Raw genomic sequence first — 12,607 nt, forward strand, 5'->3', positions numbered from 1 at the left:
CCGCCGGGGCTCGCCCGTAGCGGCGCCGGGGCTCACTCGTAGCGGTAGATCCCCTGGTGGCCGAGCATCTCGCGCGGGGTGACGTCCCACGGCGGCATCGGCTCGTCGAGGGAGATCACCCGGCCGCGCTGGAGGTCACCGAGTGCGAGCGGGGCGGCGGGCAGGTAGCCGGAGTCCGGGTGCCGCTGCTGCCAGCGGTCCCAGAGCAGGTCCACGAAGGCGTGGTGCAGCCAGAAGGCCGGGTCGTTGGGGGCCGTGCCGCCGGTCATGTGGCCGCCGATCCACTGGTGCACCTTGTTGTGGTTGCGCCACTTCTCGCTCTTCGGGGCGGCCCAGCCCTCCAGTTTGTTGCGGAAGCCGCCGCGCCCGGCCGTCGAGTCCCAGGGCGAGCTGTCGTACAGCGGATCGTCGATCGCCCACTGGAGTTCGGCCCGGGTCGGCAGGCTGATCGGGTTCAGCGGCCGGCCCAGGTTGCGGGTGAGGAAGGCGGCCTCCGTGATGCCGACCGTGACCGTCCAGTTGCCCTTGCCGTAGGCGAACGGGCCGGTCATCACCTGGCGGTCGCTCTCCCGGCCGGTCCCGCCGAGGAAGTCCTCCGCCCACAGGGAGGAGGCCGGGCTGTTGTCGGTGGTCCAGTCCCAGTAGGGGACGGTGACGCCCGCGTCGACGCTCTGGAGCCGGCGTTCGAACTCCAGCAGGTAGCGCCGGTGCCAGGGGAAGAAGGACGGCGACATGTGCCCGACGCGCAGTTTGCTGTCGCGGTCGGGGACGAAGTACTTGTCGTGGGTGCGCACGAACGCGTCGTAGGTGCCGTTGCGCTTGAGCTCGATCACGGCCGCCGTGAAGCGCTTCTTCTGCGCGCTGGTCAGGTTCTTCTGGTTCTGCCGGGTGTACACGCCCTGTTACTCCTGTCCCCCGTGGTGTGCGGCGGCGAACGCCAGCTGGGTGGTGCCCAGTTCGTCGACGGCCGCGCGGGCGAGTTCCAGCGGGGTCGCGTAGGACTGGAAGTGGTTGATCCCGCTGAGGTACGTGCCGTCGGAGCGCCGCATGACGTGCAGGGCACGGCCGTCGATGCGGACACTGGTCCCCGCCGGATCGACGGCGATGTGCCGGCCGCGGTACGTCTCCTCGTCCGCCGGGGTCAGCGGGGCCGGTGTGAGGGTCTGCCGGGGACGGCGGGCGCGCAGTACGGGGGCCAGCGCCGCGGCCGTGCCGGCGAACACGGCCGCGGTGAAGGCCGTACGGAGGACCGCGCGGCGGGTGAGTGGTGCGGCGGGTGCTGCGTACATACGGTCTCCCTCGCTCGGTGGCCGGTGGCTACGGGTCTAACGCGGCGCGGCGGGCGAGGTCACCGGGGAGGCCCCCGCCGCTTCATGTGGTTGTAGGAGGAGCCGCTCGCCACCGGCGGCGCGGATCACCCGGTGAGCCCAACCGAACGCGCGGAGCCGGCGGCCCTGTGTGTCCCATGGGACACAAGCACGTCTTCGCGTGCGTCGTCCCCGGGAGTGCCATGAGCGTGCCGTCCGATCTCCCCGACGAAGTGCCCGCACCGGGTCGGACGGGTGCACCACGTGCCGGGCGGATCGCCCTGAGCTCGGTCTCGGCGGTGCTGATCACGCTCACGTGCGTCCTCGTGCCGGTCTCCCTGCTCACCGTATGGGTGCACGGCATCGTGCTGGACACCGGCCGCTACGTGTCCACGGTCTCCCCGCTCGCCTCGGATCCGGCGATCGAGGCGGCGGCCGTCCACCGCATCACCGAAGCCGCCGACGTCAAGGTCGACGGCGCTCAGGTCACATCGGACCTGGCGAAGTGGCTGGAGGCCCAGGGGCTGCCGCCCCGCGTGGGGACGGCGGTCAAGGCGCTGGGGCCGCAGCTGGACTCGGCCGCGGACGCGGCCGTCTCCAAGGTGGCGACCCGGTTCGTCGAGAGCGACCGGTTCGAGACCGTGTGGACCACCGCCAACCGCGCCGCCCACGCCGCGGTGGTGCACGCGCTGACCGGTGAGGGCCGCGGTGCGGTGGGAGTGGAGGGGGGCACCGTCACCCTCGATGTCGGCGCCGCCGTGGAGACCGTCAAACAGGACCTCGTGGAGGCCGGCCTGTCCCCGGCCGAGAAGATCCCCGACGTCGACAAGCAGATGGTGCTCCTGCAGTCCGAGAAGCTGGAGAAGATCCGGGGTGCGGTCCGCCTGCTCGACGTCGTCGGCAACTGGCTGCCCGTGCTCACGGTGGTCCTCGGTGCCGCCGGAGTGCTCCTCGCCCGGCGCCGTCGACGTGCACTGGTGACCACGGCCCTCGGCGCGGCCGCCGCTTGTCTCGTCTTCGCCATCGGGCTGGCCGTCGTTCGCCACTACTACCTCGGCCACCTGCCGGCGCAGGTCCAGTCACCGGCGGCGGCAGCGGCCGTCTTCGACACTCTGGTGCAGTTCCTGAGGGTCGGCATCCGGACCGCGCTGGTCCTCGGCGTCGTCGTGGCCCTCGGCGCCTACCTCTCCGGCGCCGGCCGCCTGCCGCGCGGCCTGCGCGGCGGTGCCGAGCGCGCGGCCGACTCCGCCGCCGGGTGGGGCGCCGCCCACGGAGTGCGCACCGGGCGCGTCGGCACCTGGGTGCAGGCGCACCGGAGCCGGCTCACCATCGGCCTACTGCTCGTCTGCGCGCTCGTGTTCGCGCTGTGGAACCACCCGACGGTGCTCACCGTCCTGCTGCTGGCCCTCGTCCTGCTGGCCGTGCTCGCCGTCCTCTCCCTGCTCGCGGCCAGTGGCCGCTGCGCCGACCGTGCCGGACAGCGGTAGCCGCGCAACGTCACGGCGTTGCAGGGTCCACGGGCGTGCGGAGCAAGGCCGCCGGGCGCGGTTCGTGGGCCACCACGTAGCCGACGGCGATGGCGAGGGTGATCACGATGAAGAACGCGATGAGCCAGGACAGCAGGACGAAGACCGAGCCGAGGCTGCCGAACTGCTGCATGCTGCGATCGACGGCATGGGGCATGTAGACCCGCGACGCCACGGTCAGGAGCTGCTGCCCGAACCCGGCCAGCACCGCACCGGGCAGCAGCGGCAGCCACGGGATGCGGGAGCCGAGCAGCAGGTGCTGCGTCCACCACCACAGGAGTGTTCCGCTGGCCGCGGCGAGGGTGAAACCGGTGATCCGGCCGGTGCCGAACGCCGTCTGCACCAGCCCCTGGAACAGCAGGGCGACGAGCCAGACGACGAGCCAGGCCAGCCACCGCCAGGCGGCGACCCGGGCCTTGGCCTTGGGCAGGTGCCAGGAGCGTTCGCACGTCTTCTGAAGGGCCCGGCTGCACGCGGTCGCCGACAGCAGCGTCACCACGATTCCCACCCCGCCGGTGCTCGCGACGGCCGTGGCATCGGCGGCGGAGTAGACCGACTGCACCTGGTCAAGTGCGGCGTCCGTGAGCCCCAGTGTCGTACGGATGGACGTGACCAGCTGTTGCTGGAGCCAGTCGGGTGCGAGTGCCGCGATGACGAAGACGGCCGGCACCGCGCCGAGGAAGGCCTGGGCTGCCAGCCTGGTCGCACAGTCCAGGACCCTGACCGCCCCGAGCTGCTCCAGGAGGCGGCCCAGCAGCGGGGTGTGCTTGCGCATCCACCCCGGGACGACGCGCATGTGAGGGATCGTCTCCGGTCCGGACACGGTGAGACTCCTCGGGGCGCGGTTCCCGGCGGCTGTGAACCGCCCTTCCCGAGAACAATGACGGAAGAGCCCGTTTCCGGCATTTCGCCACTCCCGGCGGCGTCAGCCCGTGGTGCGCTGGAGCCGGGGCAGGTGCAGATCGCGGAAGACCGCGGTCATGCGCAGGGCGAAGACCAGGGAAGCCGACACGGTGATGTTCGCGGTGTCCGGAACTCCGGCCCAGTGCAGGCCGAGGTAGGAGAGCGCCCCGGCGAGCGCGGCCGTCGCGTACACCTCCTCGCGCAGGAGCAGCGGCGGGAACTCCCCGCAGAGCACGTCGCGGACGACCTCGCCGGTGACGCCCGTCAGGACGGCCAGGATGAGCACGGCGGCGGGGGTGACGTGCGCGTCGATCGCGGCGCGGGCGCCGATCACGGTGACGACGGCGAGGCCGACGGCGTCGACGACCATGAGCGCGCGCTGCGGGAGCTCCCGGCGGCGCAGGTAGAGCATGGTGGCGACGGCGACCGATCCGATGAGGACGAGCAGCAGCCAGTCGTGCGTCCAGTAGAGCGGGTGCCGGTCGAGGATGAGGTCGCGCAGGGTCCCGCCGGAAATGCTGGCCGCGAAGGCGAGGACGAGCCCGCCGAAGGGGTCCATGTTGGCGCGGTGTGCGGCGAGGACGCCGGATGCGGCGAAGGCGGCGATGCCGAGGAGGTAGAGGGCGTGCAGCATGGCGCCTCCTTCGGGGGGCGGAGCGGTACGAGGGGCCCCGTAGAGGTTGCCGGATCCGCCCCGGCGCCCGCATCGGCCGTTCGGCCAGGGCGGGACGGGCCAGGGCGGGACGGGACGGGACGGAGGTACGGATGCAGCCCCCTTGGCCCCGTCCCGGAGCCGGCGCGTCAGTCGGCGCCGCCGAGCCGGTCGCGCTGGATCCGGTGCGCGAGGGTACGGCGCACGCCGGCCGGGGTGTCCGTAGTGGCCCCCGAGGGGACGTCGAGGCCTCGGCTGATCGCGTCGTACGCCTCGCGGTAGGCGGCGGGCAGCTCGTCGCGGTGCAGCCTCAGGTCCTCCTCGACGAGGCGTCGCAGCTCGTCCACGTCCCGGGGCGTGAAGCGCTTCTTTCCCCGGGCGACGGCGTCGACGTGGCGGGCACAGCGCGCGGTCTGCGGGTACGCCTCGGCGATCTCCTCGGCCAGGCCCCACAGGCGGCCTTCGAGCCACGGCGCGTCGCTCTGGTCCAGGGAGAGTCCGATCGGCGGGAGCGGGTCCTCCTCCTTGTACTTCGCCACCTGCTTGGACACGGCGGGCTGGCTCATGGCGGTGAGCTGGGCGATCTTGTCCTGCGTCCAGCCGAAGCCCGCGAACACCTTGATCATCTCGGTGCGCAGCTTGCGCATCTCCTCGCCCGCGCGGATGACTTCGTTCATCTCCGCGAGCATCCGCGCTGCCTGCTCCTCCGTCAGTGACTCCGGGACCCGGCGCACGCCCTCTTCACCTGTCATAGCTCGGTTATACACCGGAAGCACGCCGCGGCGACAGACTTCCATAACCAGGTTGTACAACCGGGTTGTACAACTGGGTTATGGATGGCAGGCTGCACTCATGCCCACCTTTTGCGCACCCGACGGCACCCGGCTCGCCTACCGCACGACCGGAGACGGCGACCCGCTCCTCTGCATCCCCGGAGGCCCCGCGGACTCCCAGTACCTCGGCGACCTCGGCGGCCTGTCCCGCCACCGCCGGCTGATCTTCCTCGACCTGCCCGGCACCGGCGGGTCGGCGGTTCCCGAGGACACCGCCTCCTACCGCTGCGACCGGCTCGTCGAGGACGTGGAGGCGCTGCGCGAACACCTCGGGCTCGCCCGGACGGACCTGCTCGGCCACTCCGCCGGGGCGAACATCGCGATGGGGTACGCGGCCCGCCACCCGCAGAACATCGGCAAGCTCGCCCTGATCGGCCCCAGCACCCGGGCCGTCGGGATCGAGGTCACCGGCGACATGCGGCTCGAACTCGCACGGCTCCGCAAGGACGAGCCCTGGTTCCCGGCCGCGTTCGCCGCCCTGGAGGCCGTCTCCGCCGGCACGGGCAGCGACTGGGACGCCCTCACCCCCTTCTTCTGCGGGCGCTGGGACAGCGCGGCACGGGAGCACCACGCCGCCGGCCTCCCGGTCAACCGGGATGCCGTCGCCCACTTCGGCGCCGACGGCGCCTTCACCCCGCAGACCACGCGGGCGGCGCTCGGCGCCTTCGAGGCACCCGTCCTGCTGCTCACCGGGGAGTTCGACCTGAACAGCCCCCCTCGGTCGACGGCCGAGCTCGCGGGACTGTTCCCCGACGCCACGCTCTCGGTGCAGCCCGGAGCGGGCCATTACCCCTGGGTCGACGATGCCGGACGGTTCGCGGCGGCCGTCTCGGCGTTCCTGGGGTAGTGACCGCCCGCCCCCTACGGCGCCGGGAGCTCCGCGAAGTCCGCGACCAGGCCCCGGTGGTGGCCCGCCGTACCCAGGGCCAGGGAGTCGGCCTTGGCGCGCTTGAGGTACAGGTGCGCGGGGTGTTCCCAGGTCATGCCGATGCCGCCGTGGAGCTGCACGCACTCCTCGGCGGCCCGGACCGCCACGCCCGAGCAGTAGGCCTGGGCCACCGCCACCGTGAGCGGCGCGTCGGCGGCGCCGGTCGCGAGGGCGTCGGCCGCGGCGCGGGCCGCCGCGCGGGCGGAGGCCACGTCGAGCCACAGCCGGGCGAGGCGGTGCTTGATGGCCTGGAAGGAGCCGAGGGGGCGGTTGAACTGGTGCCGGGTGCGCAGGTACGCCACCGTCTCCGTGAGGCACCACTCGGCGGTGCCGAGCTGCTGCGAGGCGAGCAGCCCGGCCCCCGAGAGCAGTGCTCCGGCGATGGCCGCGCGGGCGGTGGCCGGGTCGGCGAGCCTGGTTCCGGTGGCTCCGTCGAGGGTGACGCCGGCCAGGGGGCGGGTCAGGTCCAGCGCCACGAGCGGGGTCCGCGAGACCCCCGCCGCGTCGGCCGGGACGGCGTACAGCCCGGTGTCGGCGAGGACCAGCAGCACGTCGGCGCAGACCGCGTCGGCGACCGATGTCACGCTCCCGCTCAGCGACCCCGCGCCGGAGTCCCGGACCGGCGCGGGCAGGGGTGCGCCGGGGGCCAGGGTCAGGGGCAGTGCGGGCACGCAGATGCGGCGGCCCGCCGCGAGCTCCCGTAGGAGGTTGGCAGACTCCGCGCTCTCGCAGCCGAGCAGGATCTCCGTCGAGAGGACCGCGCTCGTGAGGTACGGGACCGGCGCCGCGGCCCGCCCGAGCTCCTCCAGCACCACGGCCGCCTCCCGGTGGCCCGCCCCCTGCCCGCCCAGCTTCTCCGGTACGAGGAGCCCCGCCGTGCCGATGTCGGCGGCGAGCACCCGCCACAGGCCGGGGTCGTGGGGGCTGCCGCTCTCGATCCGGGCGAGGACGGCCGCGGGGGCGCAGCGGGCGGCGAGCAGGGACCGTACCGCCGTGCGGAGTTCCTCCTCCGTCTCGGAGTACAGCAGGTCCAGGGGGGCTGCGGCGGGAGAGCTCATCGGGCCAGGTCCTTCCACGCGAGGTCCTTGTCGTCGCGCGGCTCGGCGGGCAGGCCGAGGACGCGTTCGGCGACGATGTTGAGGAGGATTTCGCTGGTGCCGCCCTCGATGCTGTTGCCCTTGGCGCGGAGGTAGCGGTAGCCGGCGTCGCGGCCGGTGAAATCGACGATCTCGGGGCGGCGCAGGGTCCAGTCCTCGTACAGCAGGCCCTCCTCGCCGAGGAGTTCCACCTCCAGTCCGCTGATCTCCTGGTTGAGGCGGGCGAAGGTCAGCTTCATGCCCGAGCCCTCGGGGCCGGGCTGGCCCTGGGCGAGCTGCTGGCGCAGCCGCTCCCCCGTCAGCCGGGCGACCTCGGCCTCGACCCACAGCTCCAGCAGCCGCCCGTGCAGGTCGTGCGTCCGCAGCTCCGGCCGCTCTCGCCAGGCGGCCGCGACCGGGGCGATCATGCCGCCCTCGCGCGGGATCCGCATGCCGCCGATGGAGACGCGTTCGTTCATCAGGGTGGTGCGGGCCACGGCCCAGCCCTGGCCCACCTCGCCGAGGCGGTGGGCGTCGGGGATCCGGACGCCGGTGAGGAAGACCTCGTTGAACTCGGCCTCGCCGGTGATCTGGCGCAGCGGACGCACCTCGACGCCGGGGGCGGTCATGTCGCACAGGAAGTAGGTGATGCCCTGGTGCTTGGGCAGCGCCGGGTCGGTGCGGGCGATCAGGATGGCCCAGCGGGCGGTGTGGGCGCTGGAGGTCCACACCTTCTGGCCGTCCACCACCCACTCTCCGCCGTCGCCTGCGCCGTCGTCTGCGCCGTCGTCGGCGACGCGTACCGCACGGGTGCCGAGGGCGGCCAGGTCGGAACCGGCGCCGGGCTCGCTGAAGAGCTGGCACCACACTTCCTCGCCGGTCCACAGCGGGCGCAGGAAGCGCCGCTTCTGCTCCTCGGTGCCGTACGCGAGGATCGTGGGCGCGGCCATGCCGAGCCCGATGCCGATCCGGCGCGGGTCGTTGTCGGGGGCTCCGGCGGCCTCCAGCTCGGCGTCCACGACGGCCTGCAGGGAGCGGGGCGCGCCGAGTCCGCCGAGGCCCTCGGGGTAGTGCACCCAGGCGAGTCCGGCGTCGAAGCGGGCCCGCAGGAACGCTCCGGTCCCGGTGGTGGCGGGCGGGTGCGCGGCGAGCAGTCCCCGTACGCGGGCGAGGAGTTGGTCGGCGGTGACCGCGGCGGCCGTCATCGGGAGCACCCCGCGGGCGAGCCGGGCAGCGTGGCGTCCAGGGCCGGTACGACGACCAGCCGGCCGGTGGTGGTCCCGTCGGCGAGGCGCTGCACGGCGTCCGCGGCTCCGGCGAGCGGTACCCGCTCGCTGACCAGCGGTTTGATGGAGCCCTCGGCGGCGAGCCGGGTCAGCTCGGCGTGGCAGGCGGCGATCGCGGCCGGGTCCTTGGCCGCGTACAGGCCCCAGTGCAGGCCCAGGACGGCGTAGTTCTTGACGAGGGCGTGGTTCAGCGCGGGCGCGGGGATGGTGCCGCTCGCGAAGCCGACCACGACGATCCGGCCCTCGAAGGCCACGCACTTGGCCGAGGCGGTGTAGGCATCGCCGCCGACCGGGTCGTAGACGACGTCGGCCCCGCGGCCGCCGGTGAACTCCTTGACCCGGGCCACCAGTTCCTCGCTGGTACGGTCGATGACGAGATCGCAGCCGAGCTCCTCGGCGGCACGCACCTTGGCCTTGCCGCCGACGACCCCGATGACGGTGGCCCCGGCGGCCTTGCCCAGCTGGACGGCGGCGCTGCCGACCCCGCCCGCGGCGGCGTGCACGAGGAGGGTCTCGCCGGCCTGGATGCGGGCCCGGCGGTGCAGGCCGAACCAGCCCGTCTGGTAGCCGATGTGCAGGGCGGCCGCCTCGGCGTCGTCGAGGGTGTCCGGGGCGGGGAGCAGGGCGCGCGCGGGGGCAGTGACGTACTCGGCGAAACCGCCGTGCGGCAGGCTCGGGTTGGCGATGACGCGGCGGCCGTCGTCGGTCTCGCCGCAGATCTCGACGCCGGGGGTGAAGGGGAGCGGCGGGCGGATCTGGTACTGGCCGCGCACGAGCAGCGCGTCGGGGAAGTTGACGTTGGCGGCGAGCACCTTGAGCCTCACCTCGCCCTCGCCGGGCACCGGTTCGGGAACCTCTTCGAGGCGCATGGCCTCGCGGGGCTCGCCGGGGGTGTGTACTCGCCATGCCTGCATCCGGGGCCTCCAGCCGCCGACGGGAACCACGCCTCGCGGGCATACTAAGCGGTCGCTTGCAGCTCTGTGAACCGGTGGGAGCCCATGGGAACGGGTGGGTCCGCAACGACACGCGCCGATCCGATCACATCCCGCCTCCTTTCGGGCAACATATGACACGGTCACGTCACGAACAGCCGTGACTGACGGGTACGGGGACCCCGCCTTCGGGGCGGGGCGTTTCACACATCCTGGGGGAACACCACATGAGCAGAAGCATGTCCGCAGCCGGAGCCGCCGTCGTCCTGGCAGGCCTCATCACGGCCGCCGCTCCGGCCTCGGCCGCGCCGGCCGCGACCGCCGCCTCCGCCACCGCGTGCGTGCCGGACGTCGTCAGGCTGCCGGCCCTGCCCTCCGGCCCCTGGACCTCCGGGGTCGTGAACGGCCTCGGAGCGGACGGCCTCGCCGTCGGCGAGAGCCGCGGCCTCCCGGCGTACTGGACCGCGGACCGCGCCGTCCACGCCGTCCCGCTGCCGGCCGGTTTCCAGAACGGCAGGGTCACGGCCGTCAACGCCAAGGGCCTGATGGTCGGCACCCTGGAGCGCTCCTCGGACCGTGCCCGCGCCGCCTTCACCTACCGCGCGGGGGACGCGGCAGTGCGGTTGCTGACCGGCGCCGCCACCGGCACCGGCGTGTCGGACGTCAACGACGCGGGCCGGATCGTCGGCATGGACGCCGGCGTCCCCAAGGAGTGGGCGAACGGCACCCTGGTCCGCGAACTGCCGGTGCCCGATGACGCGCACCCCAGCACCCGGATCGTGGCGGTGGACGGCATCAACAAGCGCGGGGACGTGCTCGGAACCGCCCACACGGAGTACGTGGACCTGGAGAACGACCAGGTCGTCAGCAAGACCTTCCCGGTGGTCTGGCCCGCCGGCGGCGGCTACCCGCCCTACAGCCTGCCCGTCTGGAACGAGACGGACTGGACGACGGGCACCCAGGCGAGCGGAATCGACGACAAGGGCCGCGTCGTCGGCTACGAGGCGGAGAACTACCACGGGCTGCGGCGCCGGACCCCGGCCGTCTGGAAGAAGCCGTACGACGCGCCGCCCGCCAGCCCGGGACTGGTCACCGGCTACGAGAACCTGACCTTCGAGGACGTCAGCCCGACCACGAACGTGACGGTCGGCACCGCCGTCACCTTCGTCGAGGGCTATGCCCGCTACGTGCAGGCCGCCTACTGGCCGGGCACGGGCACCCCGCTGGTCCTCCCGAACCCGGCGGGCGTGGGCGCCGACGTCAACACCGAGGCCCGCACCGTCTCGAACGACGACCGGGTGGGCGGCTCCTTCCGCGATCTGCTCACCTTGACGGACAGCGCGACGATCTGGACCTGCGCGAGCAAGCAGGCGTACGCCCCCAAGAAGTAGCGGGAAGCAACTGCCTCCGGCACGGCCATGGTGATCTCGGCGCCCGCACGCTATCGATGGGCGCATGGAGACCCCCATGCGCGGCCTGCCCGCGCCGCCCCCGCTCGGTTCGGCCGCGCTGCCGCCCGGCACGTTCACCGGCCGGGCGGTGCTCGTGACCGGCGGCGGGACCGGGCTGGGCAAGGCCATCGCCGCCGAGTTCGCGCGGCTCGGCGCGGATCTGGTGATCGCCGGCCGCCGGATCGAGCAGCTGAAGTCGGCCCAGGAGGAACTGGCGGCCGTCCCCGGAGCGGGCCGGGTGACGGCCGCCGTCTGCGACATCCGTGACCCCGAGCGGGTCGCGGAGGTCTTCGACGCGGCCGCGGCGGCCTTCGGCGGGGTCCCGGACGTGCTCGTCAACAACGCGGCCGCCAACTTCCCCTGTCCGGCCGAGGACTTGTCCCCCAATGCCTGGCGGGCGGTGGTCGACATCACCCTGACCGGCACCTGGTTCGTGACCCGGGAGTTCGGCCGCCGCCACCTCGCCGCGGGCAGCGCCGGGTCCATCGTGAACATGGGCGCCTCGTACGCCTGGACCGGCGGGCCGGGCTACGCGCACAGCGCCGCCGCCAAGGCGGGGGTGAAGAACCTCGTCGAGACCCTCGCCGTCGAGTGGGGCCCGTACGGCATCCAGATCAACGGCCTGGTCCCCGGGCTGTTCCCGCATGCGGACATGACCGAGGACATCCGGGGCGGCCTGGAGCGGGCCGCCCCGGACGACAAGGACACCAGGCAGCCCGCCCTGCGGGTCGGCGCACCGCGTGAACTGGGCTGGGCCGCCACCTTCCTGGCCTCGCCCTATGCCCGCTTCATCACGGGCCACACCCTGGTGGTGGACGGGGCGAACTGGCAGCGGCGCTCGCTCGTCAACCCCGAAGTGATCCCGGTCCGCGAGCAGTTGGGTAGGGGACCCTTCATCCCGTGACGTGGTGGGGGTGGTGGGGGGAGGGAAGGGGGACGCGCCCTGTCCGGCCCGTTACGTCATTTCGGCACGATGCGCCATGGTGCGATCGTGTGGCACATTGGCCCCGTCCACAGCCCCAGCCGGCCCCAACCACCCCCGGAGGCGTTGCAGTGAGCACGGTGAGCACGGGCCGCCCGTCGTTGACGGCACGGCGCAGGGAGGCCACCTGGTACGAGATCGCGGAGGCCGCTGCCGACCTGTTCTCCGAGCGGGGGTTCGAGGCCACCACGGTCGACGACATCGCGCGGGCGGCCGGCATCTCGCTGCGCACCTTCTACCGGTACTGCCCGACGAAGGAGGACGCGCTGACCCCCGTCCTGACCGCCGGAGTCTCCACCCTGGTCGAGGAACTCGCCCTGCGCCCCGCGCCGGAGCCCCTCACCGAAGCGGTCCAGGCCGCCTTCACCACCGCCACGGCGGGCACGCGCTACGAGGGGCCGGGCCAGACGGCCCGCCTGATCCAGGTGATGGGCGGCGTCCCGGAGATCCGCATGCGCTGGCTCGCGGCCGCACGCGCGATGCAGGACCGCCTGGTGCCCGTCCTCGCGGTCCGCACGGGCCGCCCGGAATCCGCCCTGGAGACCCGTGTCCTGGCGGCCGTCCTCATCGACGCGGTCACCGTCGCCCTCGAACACTGGGCCGCCGAAGGCGGCCGCGAACCGCTCCCGGCGGTCTCGGCGCGCGCTCTGGCCCTCCTGCGCCTGGAGGAGTAGCAGGGACCGCGTGGCCGGCGGAGCGAGGGCGGGGCCCGGTTGTCGGTGGTCCGGGGC

The 12,607-nt window shown here is 73.3% G+C and carries 13 protein-coding genes; 5 read left to right on the forward strand and 8 right to left on the reverse strand.

What is annotated here, in order from left to right:
• Nucleotides 1-32: 32 nt before the first annotated feature.
• The gene (locus MTF69_RS08730; protein ID WP_243332237.1) at nucleotides 33-896 is read right to left on the reverse strand and encodes a tyrosinase family protein; all 864 of its coding nucleotides are present in this window, start codon (nucleotides 894-896) and stop codon (nucleotides 33-35) included.
• A gap of 6 nt (nucleotides 897-902) precedes the next feature.
• On the reverse strand, nucleotides 903-1,289 hold the full coding sequence (locus MTF69_RS08735) for a tyrosinase cofactor (RefSeq protein WP_243332240.1): 387 nt from the start codon (nucleotides 1,287-1,289) through the stop codon (nucleotides 903-905).
• A 221-nt stretch (nucleotides 1,290-1,510) separates the two neighbouring features.
• On the opposite strand from MTF69_RS08735, the gene MTF69_RS08740 reads away from it, so the two are divergent.
• The gene (locus MTF69_RS08740; RefSeq protein ID WP_243332241.1) at nucleotides 1,511-2,794 is read left to right on the forward strand and encodes a hypothetical protein; all 1,284 of its coding nucleotides are present in this window, start codon (nucleotides 1,511-1,513) and stop codon (nucleotides 2,792-2,794) included.
• A gap of 10 nt (nucleotides 2,795-2,804) precedes the next feature.
• Here MTF69_RS08740 and MTF69_RS08745 read toward each other — a convergent pair whose 3' ends face one another.
• The 3 genes from MTF69_RS08745 to MTF69_RS08755 all read right to left on the reverse strand — a co-directional run bounded on the left by MTF69_RS08745 (nucleotide 2,805) and on the right by MTF69_RS08755 (nucleotide 5,140).
• A complete protein-coding gene (locus MTF69_RS08745; protein ID WP_243332243.1) occupies nucleotides 2,805-3,629 on the reverse strand; it encodes a YhjD/YihY/BrkB family envelope integrity protein in 825 nt (274 codons plus the stop codon).
• A 129-nt stretch (nucleotides 3,630-3,758) separates the two neighbouring features.
• Nucleotides 3,759-4,370, reverse strand: coding sequence for a trimeric intracellular cation channel family protein (locus MTF69_RS08750; protein WP_243332245.1), 612 nt, complete (start codon nucleotides 4,368-4,370; stop codon nucleotides 3,759-3,761).
• Between the two features lie 167 nt (nucleotides 4,371-4,537).
• A complete protein-coding gene (locus tag MTF69_RS08755) occupies nucleotides 4,538-5,140 on the reverse strand; it encodes a sigma-70 family RNA polymerase sigma factor (protein ID WP_243332247.1) in 603 nt (200 codons plus the stop codon).
• 100 nt (nucleotides 5,141-5,240) lie between these two features.
• Here MTF69_RS08755 and MTF69_RS08760 point away from each other — a divergent pair, with 100 nt between their 5' ends.
• Entirely contained in the window at nucleotides 5,241-6,068 is an 828-nt protein-coding gene (locus tag MTF69_RS08760; protein WP_243332249.1) for an alpha/beta fold hydrolase, read from the forward strand.
• A gap of 14 nt (nucleotides 6,069-6,082) precedes the next feature.
• Here MTF69_RS08760 and MTF69_RS08765 read toward each other — a convergent pair whose 3' ends face one another.
• From MTF69_RS08765 to MTF69_RS08775, 3 genes are read right to left on the reverse strand one after another with little or no spacing between them, the layout of a single operon-like run.
• Nucleotides 6,083-7,207 (reverse strand): acyl-CoA dehydrogenase family protein, encoded by a 1,125-nt coding sequence (locus MTF69_RS08765; RefSeq protein WP_243332251.1) that lies wholly within the window; start codon nucleotides 7,205-7,207, stop codon nucleotides 6,083-6,085.
• Nucleotides 7,204-8,430: an acyl-CoA dehydrogenase family protein gene (locus tag MTF69_RS08770; RefSeq protein WP_243332253.1), complete on the reverse strand. Its 1,227-nt coding sequence runs from the start codon at nucleotides 8,428-8,430 to the stop codon at nucleotides 7,204-7,206. Before MTF69_RS08770 ends, MTF69_RS08765 begins: the two co-directional genes overlap by 4 nt.
• The gene (locus tag MTF69_RS08775) at nucleotides 8,427-9,425 is read right to left on the reverse strand and encodes an NADPH:quinone oxidoreductase family protein (RefSeq protein ID WP_243332256.1); all 999 of its coding nucleotides are present in this window, start codon (nucleotides 9,423-9,425) and stop codon (nucleotides 8,427-8,429) included. The genes MTF69_RS08770 and MTF69_RS08775 overlap by 4 nt, the downstream gene beginning before the upstream one ends.
• Before the next feature lie 245 nt (nucleotides 9,426-9,670).
• Between MTF69_RS08775 and MTF69_RS08780 the strand changes: the two genes are divergently transcribed.
• From MTF69_RS08780 to MTF69_RS08790, 3 genes are all read left to right on the forward strand, one after another.
• Nucleotides 9,671-10,834 carry a hypothetical protein gene (locus MTF69_RS08780; protein ID WP_243332259.1) on the forward strand — a complete coding sequence of 388 codons (1,164 nt, stop codon included), beginning with the start codon at nucleotides 9,671-9,673 and terminating at the stop codon, nucleotides 10,832-10,834.
• Between the two features lie 64 nt (nucleotides 10,835-10,898).
• Nucleotides 10,899-11,798 (forward strand): SDR family oxidoreductase, encoded by a 900-nt coding sequence (locus tag MTF69_RS08785; RefSeq protein ID WP_243332261.1) that lies wholly within the window; start codon nucleotides 10,899-10,901, stop codon nucleotides 11,796-11,798.
• A 149-nt stretch (nucleotides 11,799-11,947) separates the two neighbouring features.
• Nucleotides 11,948-12,550 carry a TetR family transcriptional regulator gene (locus MTF69_RS08790; RefSeq protein ID WP_243332263.1) on the forward strand — a complete coding sequence of 201 codons (603 nt, stop codon included), beginning with the start codon at nucleotides 11,948-11,950 and terminating at the stop codon, nucleotides 12,548-12,550.
• The last annotated feature ends 57 nt before the right edge of the window (nucleotides 12,551-12,607 follow it).

The sequence above is a fragment of the Streptomyces sp. AP-93 genome (assembly GCF_022808175.1).
Classification (GTDB): Bacteria; Actinomycetota; Actinomycetes; order Streptomycetales; family Streptomycetaceae; genus Streptomyces.